Annotated in this window: 19 protein-coding genes and 1 rRNA gene; 9 read left to right on the forward strand and 11 right to left on the reverse strand. The window is 40.1% G+C overall.

Annotated features, from left to right (window positions below; translation table 11 throughout):
- Both rrf and QTA56_RS14040 read left to right on the forward strand, forming a co-directional pair.
- A 5S ribosomal RNA gene (rrf, locus tag QTA56_RS18340) occupies positions 1-83 on the forward strand; the annotation flags it as partial.
- Between the two features lie 312 nt (positions 84-395).
- Entirely contained in the window at positions 396-4,733 is a 4,338-nt protein-coding gene (locus QTA56_RS14040; protein WP_267981632.1) for a hypothetical protein, read from the forward strand.
- Positions 4,734-4,832: 99 nt separating this feature from the next.
- On the opposite strand, the gene QTA56_RS14045 is transcribed toward QTA56_RS14040, so the two are convergent.
- Entirely contained in the window at positions 4,833-5,168 is a 336-nt protein-coding gene (locus QTA56_RS14045; protein WP_267981633.1) for a protein tyrosine phosphatase family protein, read from the reverse strand.
- A gap of 123 nt (positions 5,169-5,291) precedes the next feature.
- Between QTA56_RS14045 and QTA56_RS14050 the strand changes: the two genes are divergently transcribed.
- The 3 genes from QTA56_RS14050 to QTA56_RS14060 are packed head-to-tail and all read left to right on the forward strand — an operon-like array spanning position 5,292 to position 7,041.
- Positions 5,292-6,188, forward strand: coding sequence for an alpha/beta hydrolase (locus QTA56_RS14050; RefSeq protein ID WP_267981634.1), 897 nt, complete (start codon positions 5,292-5,294; stop codon positions 6,186-6,188).
- Positions 6,189-6,626, forward strand: a complete 438-nt coding sequence (gene trxC / locus QTA56_RS14055) for a thioredoxin TrxC (RefSeq protein WP_267981635.1) — start codon at positions 6,189-6,191, stop codon at positions 6,624-6,626.
- 1 nt (position 6,627) lies between these two features.
- On the forward strand, positions 6,628-7,041 hold the full coding sequence (locus QTA56_RS14060) for an acyl-CoA thioesterase (protein WP_267981636.1): 414 nt from the start codon (positions 6,628-6,630) through the stop codon (positions 7,039-7,041).
- A 52-nt stretch (positions 7,042-7,093) separates the two neighbouring features.
- On the opposite strand, the gene QTA56_RS14065 is transcribed toward QTA56_RS14060, so the two are convergent.
- Both QTA56_RS14065 and QTA56_RS14070 read right to left on the reverse strand, forming a co-directional pair.
- Positions 7,094-7,588, reverse strand: coding sequence for a DUF4442 domain-containing protein (locus QTA56_RS14065; protein ID WP_267981637.1), 495 nt, complete (start codon positions 7,586-7,588; stop codon positions 7,094-7,096).
- Between the two features lie 14 nt (positions 7,589-7,602).
- On the reverse strand, positions 7,603-8,091 hold the full coding sequence (locus tag QTA56_RS14070) for a YajQ family cyclic di-GMP-binding protein (protein ID WP_267981638.1): 489 nt from the start codon (positions 8,089-8,091) through the stop codon (positions 7,603-7,605).
- A 90-nt stretch (positions 8,092-8,181) separates the two neighbouring features.
- Here QTA56_RS14070 and QTA56_RS14075 point away from each other — a divergent pair, with 90 nt between their 5' ends.
- Entirely contained in the window at positions 8,182-8,496 is a 315-nt protein-coding gene (locus QTA56_RS14075; RefSeq protein WP_267981639.1) for a rhodanese-like domain-containing protein, read from the forward strand.
- Between the two features lie 149 nt (positions 8,497-8,645).
- Here QTA56_RS14075 and QTA56_RS14080 read toward each other — a convergent pair whose 3' ends face one another.
- Positions 8,646-9,050: an XRE family transcriptional regulator gene (locus QTA56_RS14080; protein ID WP_267981640.1), complete on the reverse strand. Its 405-nt coding sequence runs from the start codon at positions 9,048-9,050 to the stop codon at positions 8,646-8,648.
- Between the two features lie 136 nt (positions 9,051-9,186).
- On the opposite strand from QTA56_RS14080, the gene QTA56_RS14085 reads away from it, so the two are divergent.
- Both QTA56_RS14085 and QTA56_RS14090 read left to right on the forward strand, forming a co-directional pair.
- Positions 9,187-9,444 carry a hypothetical protein gene (locus tag QTA56_RS14085; RefSeq protein ID WP_004906502.1) on the forward strand — a complete coding sequence of 86 codons (258 nt, stop codon included), beginning with the start codon at positions 9,187-9,189 and terminating at the stop codon, positions 9,442-9,444.
- Between the two features lie 139 nt (positions 9,445-9,583).
- On the forward strand, positions 9,584-9,805 hold the full coding sequence (locus tag QTA56_RS14090) for a hypothetical protein (protein ID WP_267981641.1): 222 nt from the start codon (positions 9,584-9,586) through the stop codon (positions 9,803-9,805).
- Here the strand turns inward: QTA56_RS14090 and mnmC are convergent.
- Genes mnmC through QTA56_RS14110 form a run of 4 tightly spaced genes read right to left on the reverse strand, consistent with a single transcriptional unit; the run spans position 9,788 to position 13,113 of the window.
- The gene (gene mnmC / locus QTA56_RS14095) at positions 9,788-11,707 is read right to left on the reverse strand and encodes a bifunctional tRNA (5-methylaminomethyl-2-thiouridine)(34)-methyltransferase MnmC2/FAD-dependent 5-carboxymethylaminomethyl-2-thiouridine(34) oxidoreductase MnmC1 (protein ID WP_267981642.1); all 1,920 of its coding nucleotides are present in this window, start codon (positions 11,705-11,707) and stop codon (positions 9,788-9,790) included. The two genes, QTA56_RS14090 and mnmC, sit on opposite strands and share 18 nt — an antisense overlap.
- An 18-nt stretch (positions 11,708-11,725) precedes the next feature.
- Positions 11,726-12,172 (reverse strand): SH3 domain-containing protein, encoded by a 447-nt coding sequence (locus tag QTA56_RS14100; RefSeq protein WP_267981643.1) that lies wholly within the window; start codon positions 12,170-12,172, stop codon positions 11,726-11,728.
- Between the two features lie 3 nt (positions 12,173-12,175).
- Positions 12,176-12,478, reverse strand: coding sequence for a YciI family protein (locus QTA56_RS14105; RefSeq protein ID WP_267981644.1), 303 nt, complete (start codon positions 12,476-12,478; stop codon positions 12,176-12,178).
- 23 nt (positions 12,479-12,501) lie between these two features.
- A complete protein-coding gene (locus tag QTA56_RS14110; RefSeq protein WP_267981645.1) occupies positions 12,502-13,113 on the reverse strand; it encodes a septation protein IspZ in 612 nt (203 codons plus the stop codon).
- 45 nt (positions 13,114-13,158) lie between these two features.
- Between QTA56_RS14110 and QTA56_RS14115 the strand changes: the two genes are divergently transcribed.
- Positions 13,159-14,013, forward strand: a complete 855-nt coding sequence (locus QTA56_RS14115; RefSeq protein WP_267981646.1) for a PHP domain-containing protein — start codon at positions 13,159-13,161, stop codon at positions 14,011-14,013.
- 94 nt (positions 14,014-14,107) lie between these two features.
- Here QTA56_RS14115 and QTA56_RS14120 read toward each other — a convergent pair whose 3' ends face one another.
- The 3 genes from QTA56_RS14120 to radC form a co-directional block, all read right to left on the reverse strand.
- The gene (locus tag QTA56_RS14120; RefSeq protein WP_267981647.1) at positions 14,108-14,647 is read right to left on the reverse strand and encodes a hypothetical protein; all 540 of its coding nucleotides are present in this window, start codon (positions 14,645-14,647) and stop codon (positions 14,108-14,110) included.
- Between the two features lie 315 nt (positions 14,648-14,962).
- Entirely contained in the window at positions 14,963-15,874 is a 912-nt protein-coding gene (locus tag QTA56_RS14125) for a bestrophin family protein (RefSeq protein WP_267981648.1), read from the reverse strand.
- A 44-nt stretch (positions 15,875-15,918) separates the two neighbouring features.
- Entirely contained in the window at positions 15,919-16,653 is a 735-nt protein-coding gene (radC, locus tag QTA56_RS14130) for a RadC family protein (protein WP_267981649.1), read from the reverse strand.
- Positions 16,654-16,700: the final 47 nt, after the last annotated feature.

A 16,700-nucleotide genomic window follows, 5' to 3' on the forward strand; every position in this document is an offset into this window, starting at 1 on the left:
TCCCTTCCCGAACTCAGAAGTGAAACCTCCCCGCGCTGATGGTAGTGTGGCGTTTGCCATGTGAGAGTAAGTCATCGCCAGCTTTTAAATTGAAAACCTCCCAACCAATGTTGGGAGGTTTTTTTATTTCTATTTTAACTCAAGTATTTATCTTAAAATCAAGCAGGAATGAGAATTATAAAATCAAAGTTTCCTTGTCCTAGTATTTATTGAACAATATTTTTGCAATATAAATAACAAAAAATTTAAATATTTTTTTGCCAAATAGTTCACTTTCTTTGACGATAAAAGTGGTATTACGAATTGATAAAATATATTATTTCGAGTAAATTTTTGTACAAAAGTCTTAAGTCTATTGTAAGGCTATTATATTAAATAAGATGGATATTACTGATATGGCGTATTTGAAAAATTTAAAGAAAATTGGGGTGAATACTACGGTATTGGCAACTTCTCTTGCTCTTGTTGCATGTGGAGGTGGTGGTGGTGGCTATTATGGAAATAACAACAACTCATCCAACAATAATAATGGAAATAATACAGGAGGGAATCAATCTGAGACGGATACTACAAAAGTTGCTCAAAGTCTGACTGTAACTTTACAAGATGCTGAGGGTAAAACCTTACAAACCGCTCAGGACAATAGTCAGGTTAAAGTAGCTATCAAAGTACTTAATGCTGATAAAGGTGGCATTGCAGGTAAAGATATTCGTTTAAGTATTACCGATGCTGACAAAATTGGTGTAGAAAGTACAAGCTCAAAAGTAACATCCGATGAAAATGGGATTGCAACATTTACATTAGATATTCCTGCACTACAAGCTGCAACTGGAAAGGTACAATTAACGGCAGTTGTTGATGGGACGACCATTTCGATTCCATATACACTCAATATTCAGAAAGCAAGCACCATTACAAGTGACTATAATTTGAGTGTTGCTCAAGGTACGGTATTAAATTTGCCAAAAGGTTCTGCTGATATTGCTGTGCAAGTCACTGACACGAATGGAGGGGTAAAACCTGGACAAACCGTTCAACTTACTTTACCAGCAGAGATGCAAGGTAAATTTGTGATTGCATCAGGTTCATCAATCAGTACAGATGCCGAGGGTAAGGCAACTTTTAAAATTACTGCAAATGCAGATTTAACAACCGCAGAAATTGCGCAGATTGTTGCAACTTCGCAGACATTAACGTTTAAGTTGATTGATGAGCATAGAGCTGAAAGACAGGCAACGGCTGCTTTAACCTTTAATGATATTTCTAAGACGGTTAATGTCTTAGAAGTGATTACGCCAGATACTTCGATTGCTGCGAAAGCTGGTACGGCAAAGATTCGAGTTTTTGCTAAAAATAGTAATGGTGATATTTTAGCGAATACCAAAGTAAAACTGGCGGTAGAAGCTGTTGCGGCATCTTATGGCGTTACACTAGATGCAGCAGAAAAAACTACTAACTCAAGTGGTTATGCAGAATTTACCCTAAGCAGTAATGCGACACAATATCCGCTTGCTTTGGTACAGCTTGGTATTAACCTCACTGCAACTACCGAAAGCAGCCCAAATATTAAAGGTAATGCAACCGTTCAAGTGGTTACTGCTGATGAAACCGTTGATAATCAGGAAGCAATTCAACGTCTGGAGATTGCCTCTTCTTATAAAGTCAATGCGAAAAATGATGATGTTACCATTCGTGTTAAAGCGATTAACTTTAGAGGCTTGGGTGCAACAACGGGTAAAGTGTCGATTGCATTAAATGCAGAAGCTCAATCAAATGGTGTGACTCTTGATGGTGCAAAAACGCAAGATGTCGATGTGAATGGTTTTGTTACTTTTACATTAAGAACCAATGCACAAACGACAAAAGCAGTTGAAGCTTTGGTTGCAGCAGGTATTAAAGCGACATTTACTACAGATAATAGTGTAAGTAATAGTATTGAGATTGCTGTAGAAGATGAAGCTGTTTCTGAAGAAGCAGTTAGATATTTAGCTTTTGAACCAGTGACTCAGCGTTTTGATTATACAAAATCGCAAGTGATTAAAGTGAGCGTGCAAGCGATTGGGGAAGGTGATAGTGCGCTTAAAGGCGAATCAATTTCTTTAACTCGTATAGGTTTAACAACTCAGCAATTACAAGATTTAGGGCTAACCCCTAAAGGTAGTTCAACTAAGCAGACAGACGAAAATGGGTTTGCGGAGTTTGAATTCCAATATACTTTTGCCAATACTCAAGAACAGAAAGATTTGGTACTTAATCCAGCGGGTATTCGATTATTAGCAAAATCTACGAATGATAAAACACAAATTTTAGATTTAAAATTTAAAGAGCCATCAGCAACTACTGATGTTACTTTAGAGTCTTTGGTCATTGATACGGTAGGTTTAGCGACCTTGGCGGTGAATACACCTGTAACATTAAATGTTACAGTTAAGGCGACAGGTAGTGATGGTCAAGTTTATAAGAACCAAAAAGTTGGCTTAGGTTTAAATGAAGCTGCATTACAAAATGGGGCAAGCATTGTAGGTGGGGCATCCAAGACCACAGATGCAAATGGTAATGCTTCATTCCAAATTCAAATTACAGCTAAAAATCCAACTGAATTAGAAAATTTAGTTGCAAATGGTTTGACATTGGCTGTTAAAGGAGCTGAAACTGATATTACGGTTCTGAGAAAAATCGAACTATCTAAACCAGCAGTCGTACTTCCTGAACTTGTAAACTTTAGCATTACGCCAGTTGATCCGACATTATCGGTATTGGGTGGTGAAACTCGTGTGAAAGTAGTTGCACGAGATATAGATGGTAATGCTATTCCGAATACCCCAATTTCGGTTGCTCTTTCTTCTTTAGTTTCTGGGCGGGCATCGTTAAGTGGTGTGCCAGCCATGACCAATAGTAAAGGTGAAGCAGAATTTACCGTGATTGTGTCGGAAGGTGCTTATGATAACCAATTAATTAAAAACGGTATTACTTTTGCAGTGGTCGGTACAAGCCCACGTTCAGGCGATTTGGTACAACAGACGAGTTCTATCGGGATTACTGCACCAGCAAATGCACTCAATCCTCGTTTAAGAGCTGATGTAAGTACAGTATCAGAAGGGAAAACGGTAACACTCTATGCGTCTGTCAAAGATGAAATGGGGATTAATACCGCTTCGGGTACACCAATGCGTTTAAATCTTAATCAGGCAGCGATTGATGCTGGCGTGAGATTTAGTGGAAATGTAACCACAACAAGTGTAGTTGTACAAGGTGGTAGTGATGTTCCAGTTAGTTTAGTTGTCCCTGTTGGCGTGAGTGCTGCTACATTAGGTTCTATCGTGGTGACGGGTACGATTAAAGACCCTCGTGGTAATGAAATTCCTACGACATTAAACTTTACTGTTGCAGATACTGCTACAAATCCTTATGTCTTAACACTTAACTCATCTAAAGACTGGTTAAGTGTAGATGGAGACAAGGCAATTATTACTGTTGCTGCGACAAATAGGGTTGGTGGTTCGGCTGCTGCTAATCGGGAAATCACCTTAAAGGTGAAAAAGACCAATAGTACCACTGGGGCAAGTGTTGGCATCGTGAATGAGGAAGAGGGCGATAATGGTATTGTAGATACCTATACCGTGACTTCTGATAGTAATGGTAATGGATTCTTTACACTACTTATTCCAAAAGGTGTGATGCAAGATGGAAAAGATGCACTCATTGCAAGTGGTATTGAGTTAGAAGCAACATTGACTGATGATGTTACTGGTGCGATTACTTCTCAAATTATTCGTTTGAATGCTCAAAGTCCAAACACAGCAACGACTCCACGTTATAGTTTACGCATGACTTCATCAAAATCGGCATTGAGTGTGCGTAATGATATTACTGATGTTACTGTTACCTTACTTGACCAAAATGGTGGTGGGGTTGCTGATAAATATGTAACTTTATATATCAATAACTTTATTAATAATGGTGCTGTTATTGTTGGTGCATCTGGTAAGACAACTGATGATAAAGGTCAGGCAACTTTCTCTGTGAGAGTTGATGAAACAGTACGTCATCAAACATATAGTGCAGCACAATTTATTGCTGATGATTTGAACTTGACAGCGAGTTTCTCTACGGCAGAAGTGATTAGTACGCCAAATGTAACCAGCAACGTCTTTAGAATAGATGTAATTCCTGCTTCTGTTGATGAACAGCCGATTGGACATTTAACTTTTGGTCGTTCAGCAGTATTGGAGAAGTCGGATGATGAAAACTATTACATTGAAAATATGTCTGCACAGTTTGTCGATAAAGATGGTAATGCAATCGCTAATCGTTCAGTAACTATGAATATTAATTTATTGGGTATCTTAAAAGGCATGTATATACCTGGCAAAGATGCAGATGATAAACCTACACGTTTTAAAACAACGACAGCAAGCTGTTTTGGTGCAGATTTACCTGCCAGAGCGCAAATTGCAACAGCATTTATTTCACCAACGGGTAGTACATCCAATATTGTTACTTATACGACAGACAGTTCAGGTAAATTTGATTTCCGTATTCGTTATTTAAGACAGTATGCTGGTTGGCAAGCACTTAATCTAGCAGCAAATGTTACTATTAATAGTACACCTGTGCAAAATCTAGAATCTACACTGTATTATCAATTATCACCACGGAAAGATGATTTTGATTCAGAAGCAGGTCAACCTTTTGATACTAGCCCTTATGGTATAGATACAACATGTAATTAAATAATATGGATAAAAAAACAGCACTTCGGTGCTGTTTTTTTTTATTTTTTATTGGAATTTATTGAATAGCCTAGCTTTATATAGTAGATTTTCTAGTATTTAATCCTCCAACAAATCCATTTGCTTTGCTAACTGATATAAATTATTAGAGCGATTACCTGTTCGGCAGAACATCAGGATTGGCTTTGGTAATTCATTATAATGGTTTGCAAATGTGCGAACATCCAGTTCGGTAATTTGACCTGCAACAACTGGTTGATACACATAATCCAAACCTGCGTTACGTGCTGATTCCTCAATCTGTGCGCTGGTTGGTTGCTCAGGGCCACCCTCCATATCAGGGCGATTATTAATTATCGATTTGAATCCTTTTTCAACCACTTGTTCTATATGCTCAGGGCCAATTTGACCTGCAAAACCAACATTCTCTGACATCTTGTCACTCCAAAAACAAACAAAACATTTTATGCTCTATCATAGCATTAAGCTTGATCTTGAGTTTAAATGTCTATAGTAAATAAACGATGATAAGTTATAAGATAACGCAATGGAGCGCGCATGCACACCTATACAGTTGAGCCTTTGTATGTTCCTAGTGGTGATGAAACGATCGCTGCGGATTTCTATCTTCCCAAAGCTGCTATTAAACCTGCCGTCATTCTTATGGCGCATGGATTTGCTGGTTTGCGTCAATTCAAGCTGGTTCAGTATGCACAACGTTTTGCCCAGGCGGGCTATGCGGTTATCTTATTTGACTATCGTTATTGGGGAGGGAGTACAGGTAAGCCGCGTGAACTGGTTTCATTGAGTTCGCAACTGGATGATTGGAAAACAATGATCCAATATGCATCAAACTGTAAACTGATTGATAGTCGTCGTATTATCTTGTGGGGAACTTCATTAAGTGGTGGCTATGCCTTAAGTTTGGCGACTGATCTTAAGAATATTCAGGCAGTGATGGTACAGGTGCCCTATGTGGATGGTGCTGAGACAGCTAAACTTTATCCATTGCAACGTTATCCAGAAGCTCTGAAACGTTCCAGTCAGGACTATATGGGATCAAAGATGGGGCTAGTGCCTAAAACTTTGCCCGTGGTTGATCAATATAAACTGTGTTTTTTACCCACCTCTGATAGCTACTATGGTTATCATTCCATCGTAAATCCTGATTATTACTGGAGTGGGGAAGTTCCTGCCCGTGTATTCTTTAACTTGATGCGTTACCGTCCAATTCAGTTTGTGCGTAAGATTAATATTCCCGTGTTATTTATTGCTGCCAAGAAAGATAGTTTGATTCCAATTGCATCCAGTCGTGAGGCAGCGACCAATATTGCACCATTTGTCACTTATCATGAGTGGGATATGAAACATTTTGAGGTTTATCACGGTTCATGGTTTGAAAAAGCAGTCACAACCCAATTAGAATTTTTACATCAACATATCGGAGTGATGTAAATGATGATTGTCTGTGCATCATGTGGTGCAAAAAATCGTGTACCCGAAGAAAAATTAGCCGTTCATCCAAACTGTGGGCAATGTCATCAGCCATTGTTGCCTCAGGAGCCAATTGAACTCAATGAACAAAACTTTAGTCACTTTATTGCCAATACTGATTTACCTGTGCTGATCGATTTATGGGCAGAGTGGTGTGGACCTTGTAAGATGATGGCTCCCCATTTTGCCCAGGTGGCAAAGCAAAATCCCTATGTGTTTTTTGCCAAGATTGATACCGAAGCAAATCCCCGTTTAAGTGCCGCATTTAATGTGCGTAGCATTCCGACGTTGGTGTTAATGAATAAAACCACTGAGTTGGCGAGAATCAGTGGGGCATTAAGAGCACCAGAGCTTCAACAATGGCTAGACCAGCAATTACAGCAACATCAAGGAAATTAACATGACGGAACGCTTGAATCGTCCAGAAGGGACTTTATCCCTGCAAAATATTGCCATGCCAGCCGATACTAATTGGAGTGGTGATGTTTTTGGAGGCTGGATTGTATCTCAGATGGATTTGGCTGGTGCAATTCATGTCGAACGTTTGAGTAAAGGACGTTGTGCAACCATTGCGATTAACCAGATGACTTTTCTTGTTCCAGTAAAAGTAGGGAATGTGATTAGTTGCTACACCAAAATTCTTAAGGTGGGCAATACCTCAGTTCAGGTGCAGATTGAGGTCTGGAACAGTCATGATGATTCGCGTGAACCTGTAAGGATAACGGAAGGGGTTTTTACTTTTGTTGCAGTTGATGTCAATGGAAACAAGCGACAGATTGCTGAACAGATTAAGCAGGAATTTATTGCTGGTTAAGCCAAAAAATAAAGCCCAAATTTATTTGGGCTTTATTATGGTTGATTCAGAATTACTTTTTGCGTTTTGGCAACCAAGCCCAAAGCATTTGGCAATGGATTGGTTCGTTGCCTGAATCGTCAATCACGGTCACAGGAATCAATAGCTCGCCTTTATCGTTATCTGCAATGAACTTCTGTTGATCAGCAGATAAGGTTGCGGTCGCGGTTAAACCACCCTGTGCAACCTTTAAATAGTCTACGTGCAGTGATTTGATCAACAAGATACGATCATCAGGAATATGTAGACCTGTTAGGAAACCCGTTGCCGTTTCAGCGAGTAAGGCCATCGCTGCGGCATGGACACCCTTAATATGGTTTTGCATATTACGTTGGTTTTCAATGCGAACGGTAACGTGGTCTTTATCGACTTCCAAATAGCGAATGTTTGCAGTCCCCACCATTGGAACAACTCGTCCAAAGGCTTTGCTCCATAAGGTACTGCGAATACCTTTTGGAAATTTAGAAGTGGTTTTAACCAGCGTATAAAGACGGTTATCTTTTGCCATAGTGAACCTATTGCTTAGTCTTTGAAATTATTAAATTGAAGCGGTAGACCAAATTGCTGTTCACGTAAAAAGTTCATGACTTGTTGCAAGGTATCACGCTTTTTATCAGTGACACGGATTTTGTCCCCTTGGATAGAAGATTGCGCCTTGATGCCACTTTCTTTAATGGCTTTATTAATTTTTTTTGCAGTATCTGAGTCAAGTCCGTCTTTGAGCTTGATCACTTGCACCACATGCTTGCCAGAGGCAGTGGCTTTTTGTGGGTCAAGTGCTTGTACATCAATCTTGCGTTTATAAAAGTGGTTTTCAAGCATGGTATAGACCTGCTCACACTGGAAATCACTTTCAGTCGAGATTTTGATTTCCTTGTTTTTTTCATTGAGTTCAATCGAAACGTCCTGCCCACGAAAGTCAAAACGTGTGGCAATCTCCTTTTGTGTGTTTTGCACCGCATGATTGACTTCAAATAACTCTAATTCAGAAACAATATCAAAAGAAGGCATGGTTAGACCTTTACAAAGGGAAAGAATATTTGAGATGCTAAGGGTGTTTTCTTCATTTGCCAAGTGTTGTTTACATCAAAGGAGTGCGCAATGATCCGTAAACAAGAAATTACAACATTTGAGTTCCCAGAAGGCGCGGTCATTTGGGATGTCCGAGATACCAATGCGTATACAGAGGCTCATGTCAAAGGGGCGGTCAATCGTCCAATTGCTGAATTAACTGCGGATAGTTTGACTCAGGTTGCAGCGGATCAGCCGATTTATATTCTATGTGGTGGTGGTAGTAAGGCACCACGTGCGGCAGAGCTTCTGGATGGTCTGGATGATTCTCGTGAATATGTGGTACTGATGGGAGGTACACGTGCAGCGCGTGATGCGGGCTTGCCTTTAGAACAGGGAGCTTAGAATAATAGGCTAACATTTGCTAAGGTGTAGGCCTTAGCAAATGTTATATCGTGATGATTTGAAATAGTATACAAGCAACAATAAAATAACTTTTTTAAATTCTATGACCTTTGTCATGATTATTATCAAAATAAAACTTCAAGTTCATATTATTTTTGATGAGTTGTATAAGCTTTAGCAAACGCCACAATTACTTCTCTTACAATTTTCTTTTGTGGGGTAGGAAGATTGATAAAGGCTTCAAAAATTTCTCTCTCATTAAAACCGATTTCATGCTGCCAATGCTGATTTGCTTCTTCAATCTCCATTTTAATTTCTTTACCAAAAGTAAGTTCATCAGGTGGTATTTTTAGCCACTTAGCTAATGTCATGATTTTATCAGTAGATGGAATAGATGTTCCAATAAGCCATTTACGCACACCTTGCAAGGTCATTGGCTTGCCAAAATAGCGCAAGTTAAATTCCCTTTCCAAAATGGCAGGTTCAGGATCATAACCTTGTGCTTGCATTGCCTCAATAAGCCGTTGGGCAAATCGTATCTTTTCATTTGTCATTTCCCAAGAATAAAGAAATAACTTAACTATGAGTTTAACAGCTTTACTAATGGTTTAGTTGTTTAGTAAACTATTAGTAAAGTTTTTAGTGTAACTAGTTTAATAACAGTAGTTTTATGTAAAGGAAATAAAAAGAATGGTGCTAAAACATATAGCAATATTAGCAGTGGTGGGGATGTGCTGTAGTGCATGCTCAAGCAAGGTAGAGCGTGATTTTATTAGCGGGTGCCGACAAGGCGGAGCGCCTAAAAGTATTTGTGAATGTACTTTTAAAAAACTAGAAGAAAAATATTCTGAAAAAACACTAGAAAGAATGTCTGAATATGGCTATGCCCCAGACGATTTTATGCATCAAGTTATGAAAGCTTCTGAACAATGTATTGCTGAAGATTAAGGAGAACAAGATGAGATTTCTCGCAGGTTTAATTGTCTTTATCTGTCTAGTTGTTTTCTTGGGGCCAGGGTTTTTTGTAGTTTTATTTTTGTTTTGGATATTGGGTTTGTTGGCAAGTTATGCGGCAGGGGATAAGTAAATGAAAACTTCTCATATTGTAATTATTGTCTATTTAGTAATTGGTCTATTATTTGCGATTTATGGTAATTTCTGGGGAGATTATGATTATAAGGGATTTGCTTATAACTTAGGGCGTGGGCTGGTTTGGCCAACTATCATTTTCCCATCATTAGGTAAGGTTATTGGTGGAATCGTTATCATTGCCATTGTGGGATATATAACATTATTTTCTAAGAAGTGATTGCATATCGTAAGGTTTTTTTACTTTGTTCTTCTTTTGAAATCTCTGCGGATTCAGCTTATCCAATAGCTTTTGTGAAACTGGACAAAGTTCACCTAATATTAAGGCTGCCAAAATCTCACTGCACAGCGGTGCAAACATGAATCCCTTGGAACCTAGTCCTGCAAGGGTGTAGATTTCCTCATGATCTTGCATTTTCCCAACCAATGGAAAGTAATCCAAACTCTGTGCCCGAACAGATGCCCGACCTTGCCAAGTATCTACAGAAAGGAGTCCTTGTGCATATTCTGGAAAGACACTGTGGATAAGTTTATAGTTATGCACATGGTCTGCTGGCAACACTTCAACATCATCCCGATTTGGATAAAAGGATGCACCCAACAGTAAATGTGATGCATCCAATTGTGTGCAGTACCCACCATAGCTATAGGCTTGGTTCAATGAAAGAGGGTGGTTGGTATTCTCGACCCAACTGACCTGCCCACGAATGGGTTTTAATATTGGATAATTTTTAAACAGTTCAGCGCTTTGTCTGGCACAGCACACGATCACATGGTCTACTGTTACGATGAGTTGCTGCTCTTCCCACAGTTCAGTCTGGTTTTCTATTTGTTTTAGTGCAGAGATTTTTGCAATTTTTAAAATGATATTGGGATGCTGCAAAATTTCATCACGTAACTGATGAGGGGAAATTGCACCTGCCTGATGTAAAGTGAGGCTTGGAAACTCAGTCTGAGGAATAGAATTGTCTGCCTGCTTTATATTTTCAGATAATACATTTTCAGGATATTGCTCAACCAGACCTAACAATTCATCCGCATTTTTTAAAGCAATCTGTTGAACCTGAATGGGTTTAAATGCCTTGAACTGTGGATAAAAATTCAAGGCATGTTGCCAACTCAGTGTCATTAAATGTTCATGCGCCTGTTCAATTGGGCAGAGTTTTGGATTAAGCAGTGCAAGGGGATTACCTGATGCACCTGAGAGCGGCTCATTTTGCTCATAGATCGTGACTTGATGCCCACGCTGTGCAAATGCCCATGCCGTGCTTAAACCCGCGATTCCAGCGCCTATAATGGCGATTTGACGTTGCTTTGATGTTTCGGACTTTGGTTGAGCTGCAATAGCTGTTTCTGAATCTTGCGACTGGGTTTCAGTTTGGGAGGTATCTAGCCAAATCGCCTTGAGCATTTCCCGTTTATGCCCAAAACCACGAGGACGGCTGATTTGAATACCATGCTGTTTCAGTCCACGTTTGAGTACACCTGCAACACTAAATGAGGCAAATGTTGTCCCAAATTCTGATAAACGCACAATATGGTTCAGTACATTTTCCTGCCACATATCTGGATTACAGGACGGGGCAAATCCATCCAGAAACCACGCATTGACTGCCTGTGTTTTAGGGATGCTGGGAAAAATATCCTGTGCATCGCCCAGCCATAAATCAATACTAAAACGTTCTTCTGGAAAGTTAAGACGATGGCAGCCTGCAATCGGTAATGGATATTGCTCAATCAGTTTTTCAGCAAGCGGTTCGAGTTCAGTCCAGACATTTAATGCACGGATGAGGTCTGCTTTGCTGAGTGGAAACTTTTCCACACTAATTGCATGTAGATGGCTGTGATTATCTGGACGAACCTGTTGCCATAATTGCCACAGGGTCAGAATATTTAAGCCTGTGCCAAAGCCTGTTTCACCCACACAAAAGTATTGATAATCGTTGAGTTGTGACAGACGTTCAGTTAAATCATTGCCATTTAAAAAGACATGGCGAGTTTCAAGTAAACCGTTATCCTTGGAAAAATAGACATCGCCAAATTGTCTGGAAATGGGAACTTCAATGCCATCGACCAGTTCCCAGTCCAGTTCGGCAGTTTGTAGTTTTGCTGATTGAGACATAAATAAAGAAATCGTGTTTTACCACTGACGGCGGCGTTTGGTGTAGACATAGCTGGCAATAAAGAAGCCAAGAATTACCCCAACCGCAATGGTCATCGCGCCATAAAGGAACATTTGGGCACTGCGTTCACTTTGTAGAACCTGCACCTGAACTGTTAAGTTATCGTTCTTAAGCTGCAATTCCTGATTTTGGGCAAGCGCTTCAAGATTGGCATGTTCAAGTTGTTTTAAGCGACTGGCCTGATCCTGAATCAGGGCTTTTACCTTTGCTTCCTGTTGCTGTTTTGCCTTGGCAATTTGTTCAGCCGTTAAAGGCTTTGCTGCCGTACCAGTTGTATTTGCAGCAGTGGCTGTAACAGATGGTTTCGGTTGTACCGCTGTGGGTGGGGGAGATGTGGGTTCAACGGCCCATACGCTTGAGCTGAATAAACAAAAAGCGAATAGGCTTTTAACGGCAACTTGCATGATTTACCCTTTTGGAAAAGCTTTGTTGAAAGGTTTTACTTCGATCTTTGCGTAAATCCCTTCTTTTAAAAATGGCTCTTCCTGAATCCATGCATCCAGTGCTTCACGACTCTCAAACTCAACAATGATGGTGCTGCCTAAAAATCCAGCCTGTGGATCATTCAGGTCTTTTGGATGCGCACCCGCAGCAATTAAGCGGCCCTCATCATCCAGCTTTTGTAGACGCTCTACATGCTGGGGACGAATTGCTAAACGTTTTTCCAAGGTATCTTCGTGATCAGTACAGGTCAGCACAAAATATGGCATAGCAGTCGCTCAAATGATTCAGGTTAGTCAGTGGCTTTAAAATGCTTTCTTAAGCAAATCAGTATAACAGCAAGGTAACTGATAGAAACGATAATATCGCCGAAAGCGGTGAATTCGCCCCAGTATTTTCCCTGCATAAACACAAAGCCAAAGAAGAAATGCAGTGACGCCAACAAGAAGAACTGCCCACACCATGCCCAGTTTAGACGCATCCAGCCTTTTGGCGTCAGTTCAAGCAACGAACCCAAAAGTTTTTTAATAATAGGTTCGCGTTCTTTGTTAAACAGGGGCGTAACCAGGAAACCTATTCCAATCCCGACATTGATAATGACTGCTTTCATTTTGATATAGGTCACATCACTGAATGCCAGTGTAATTCCACCAAAAACCACTGACATGACAACGATAAACCACTGCATTTTTTCCAGTTTGAACTTCTGGAAAAAGAACAGGCAACCATAGACCACAAGGGTCGAGATCAGTAGCGCACAGGTTGCAACCAGAATGTGGTTTTGATCAGTATTTCCTGCACTGCCCACAAGCTCCAGTAAAGGATGGTGACTATCTTTGGGATCGGTGGTTTTATAAAAATAAAAGAAGATAATCAGTGGAAGATAGTCGAGCAACGCTTTCATGTTACAGTACAGTGGTGAAATAGGTCAGATAGCATAATACAAACCATGTTCGGTGTCGATTTACATACGCATAGTTTCATTTCAGACGGTACCTTGTCTCCTGAACAATTGGTACAGGCTGCGGTTGATTTAAAAATCCAGACCTTAGCCCTGACCGACCACGACACGATGGATGGGTTAGCACGCGCACAGGATTATGCCCAAGATCATGATATTCAAATTATTTCTGGTGTGGAAATTTCCAGTCAGTGGTCACGTCCCAGCACTAAAAAGAGTTATGGGGTGCATATCGTTGCATTGAATATGCAGGATGAAGTTCCGATCAAGGCAATGCTGGAAAACCAGAAAAAAGTGCGGGCTGAACGGGCAAGACTGATTTGTGAGTTATTGGAAAAATGTATCGGTTTTGATATTTATCCTGATGTATTGGCAAAAGTGGATGGTCAGGGAGATCGGGTGACACGAACCCATATTGCCAAGACTCTGGTTGAAAAAAATATTGTCACTCGTCCACAGCAGGCATTTGACCGTTTCCTGAAAGAGGGCAAAAAGGCTTTTGTCAAATTTGATGGGGTAGGTTTAAAAGAGACCATTGATGTGATTCATGCCAGTCAGGGCTTTGCGGTATTGGCACATCCGACCCGTTATGATTTGTCTGCAACCAATATCCGTTATCTGATTCAGTTATTTGCTGGGTCTGGTGGTGATGCGGTTGAGCTTCCTGCCAGTAGTGAAGTGCTTTCTACACGACACATGGTGGATCGAGTGATTCAGGAGCATGGTTTAGCTGTTTCGATTGGCAGCGATTTTCATGGAGACAATATGCCGTGGATTAAATTAGGACAGACACCACGTATCCATGAGGGGCAAAGAGGGATCTGGGAAAGTTTTAGATTATAACTTAATGAAAAAAATTAGAAATATTTTTGATAATTGTATTTTTCATGATTCTGTTATGGGGAGTGCAGTGGATGTTTCATGGTTTTCCATAGTATTACGACTGCCAAATAATACCTTGAGCCTGTTGGTTTTTAATCGCTAGATATTGCCTTTGTGAAAACATTAAAAGCTTGGGGAAGAAAATTATTTCCATCAGCTTAAGTTGGGTCTCATTCAGCTTTATCTGTATATTTTGTTGTTTAACCCAAATGAACAATCGTATCTCTATTTGAGAGGTATCCAGTTCAACTTTTTGAATATTGTTATATCGACATTTTTTATATTTTGTATTGGCTTTTGGATATTCTAAATGGTGTTGGGTAAAGAAAATTTCTTGCTGATTTTGATCAAGTAAGTAAGGCTTAATATTAAAAATGAGATGTGAATTGGCTAATGATTCCACGTAAATAGAGTGACCCATCAATGCACGTAAATTCATTGGATATAAATTGGGTGTAATCAACCATTCCTGTTGTTGGTCTTGAGGGATCGAGTCACTTGTGTGAATTTTAATTTGATAGTGATAGTCTGTGGTGGGGTTACGAATAGCAATAACTTCTTTTAAGGTGGCATTAAAGCCAATAAAACGGCGCAAGCTGAGGTCTTTTCTCATATTTACATGATATGAAAAATAATTTTCTATATGTAGTCCAAATAAGTAGAACATCCAAAATATGAGATAAGGGAATTGTTTGGGAAGAAAATCATAATATTGAGAAAATAAATAACAAGCCCAACTTCCCATTCCAAGTAAATATAATAGGATGGAAATAATCTTCAAACGTTTAGAAAGCCGCTCTTTTACTGGAGTTTTGGGTATTACAGGCAATCATGTAAATTTAGATAATATTTTCATTTAAATAGACAAATCATTCTATTTTTGTGTCAATATAAATGAAAAAATTATAATTTACAACAGATTATGATCATGTGCCTGAATTGGTGGTGGTGTTGGACGGCCTAAGGTACTCAATAATTCAATTTCAATGGTACGTACCATTGCATCCAGTGGCAGGTCATTACTTTGTGTACCGAAAGGCTCTTCAATTTCTGTACTTAAGGCATCGAGGCCTAGAAAGGTATAAGCCAAAATTCCAACCAAGAGGGGTGTTACCAAACCTAGTAAAGAGCCCAGGCTAAAAGGCAGCATAAAGCAGAAGAAATAAACGGTTCGGTTCAGTAAAACCGAATAGGCAAAAGGAATTGGGGTATTGGCAATCCGATCACAACCCGTATGCATTTCACTTAAGGCCGCGACATGGCGATTCATCTGCGTATAAATGATATCGGAGATTTCCCCATCTTTCAGGGCTTGCAACAGCTCCCACTGGATCAGGCTCAGGGTATATTGTGGCGCATTGTGCTGCTGGTAAAGTTGGGTAAGCGCCTGCTGGCTTAAACCACTGGTTTCTGTCAGTTCAGTTGGGTTCGCGGTCTGGTGACGTAAACGGTCGCGTAACACATTGGCAAATACAATCACATGCTGGATCACACGTTCACGCCGTGCCTGGGTTAAGATTCGACAATCACGGTCAAAGTGTCGTGATGTGGCAATCAAAACGCCCCAAAGTTTACGTGCTTCCCACCAGCGGTCATAGCATGCGGTATTTTTAAAACCAAGGAAGATAGAAAGCACAACACCAATCAGGGTAAAGCCGACGAGGGGGATTTCAGGGAAGCGATATAGATCAATATATTCAATTCCACCAATAATGGCGGAGATCAACATGACAAAACCAAGAGAGGGTAAAATTTTGGGTAAAATCGTCCCACGCCATGAAAATAAAACCTTAAAAATACTTGGCTGGTCACGGACAATCATGTTGTTTGAATCATTAATTTTATCTGCTGATGTTCCTGTTTGCTCTAGGCTTTGTCAAGATCAGATTGTTTGATTCGGACAGGTTTGAGTAATTGTTGCTCAGAAAAGGAAAAATGATTTTCAGGTGAAATAATAAAGTGATCAAGCAACTGGATTTCAAGTAACTGACAGGCTTGTTTCAGTTGCTGGGTGAGGTAAATGTCTTCGTGCGAGGGCTGGGCAATGCCATAAGGATGATTATGTGCAATCACGATTTGGCAGGCCTGTTGCTGAAGCACATAACGCAAGGTCTGGTTAATGGATACACTGCAACTATGCTGTGATCCAAAAAAGAGTTTCTTAAAATGCAGTTTCCTGAGCTCAGCATCCAGACACAGCACGGCAAACACTTCCTGTTTTTCACCTTGCAGTTCATAGCGTAGATAGTCAAGCACCAATGTAGATGTATCCAGACAAAGCCGTTGCTGATGAAAGTAGTTATTCAGATAACGCCGCCCCAGTTCCTTTACCGCCATCAGTTGTGCGTATTTGGTATCGGCAATGCCGTTAAACTGGGAAAGTTCTTCAAGTGAGGCATCAAAAATTGGGTTGAGTCCACCAAAATGCTGGATCAGGAGACGGGCAAGCTCAACCGCCGAGTGCTGTTTGGAGCCTGAGCGTAGAAAAATAGCGAGTAATTCAGCATCGGATAAACTGTGTGCTCCCTGTGATAATAAGCGTTCCCGTGGTCGTTCTTGTTCTGGCCATGCCTTGATGGACTGTTTTATGGATTGATTCATGATGAATATTCACGTTCATTTTATTGTAGTGCATGTTTTTCCGAGCG

It is taken from the genome of Acinetobacter thutiue, from assembly GCF_030385805.1.
Classification (GTDB): domain Bacteria; phylum Pseudomonadota; class Gammaproteobacteria; order Pseudomonadales; family Moraxellaceae; genus Acinetobacter; species Acinetobacter corruptisaponis.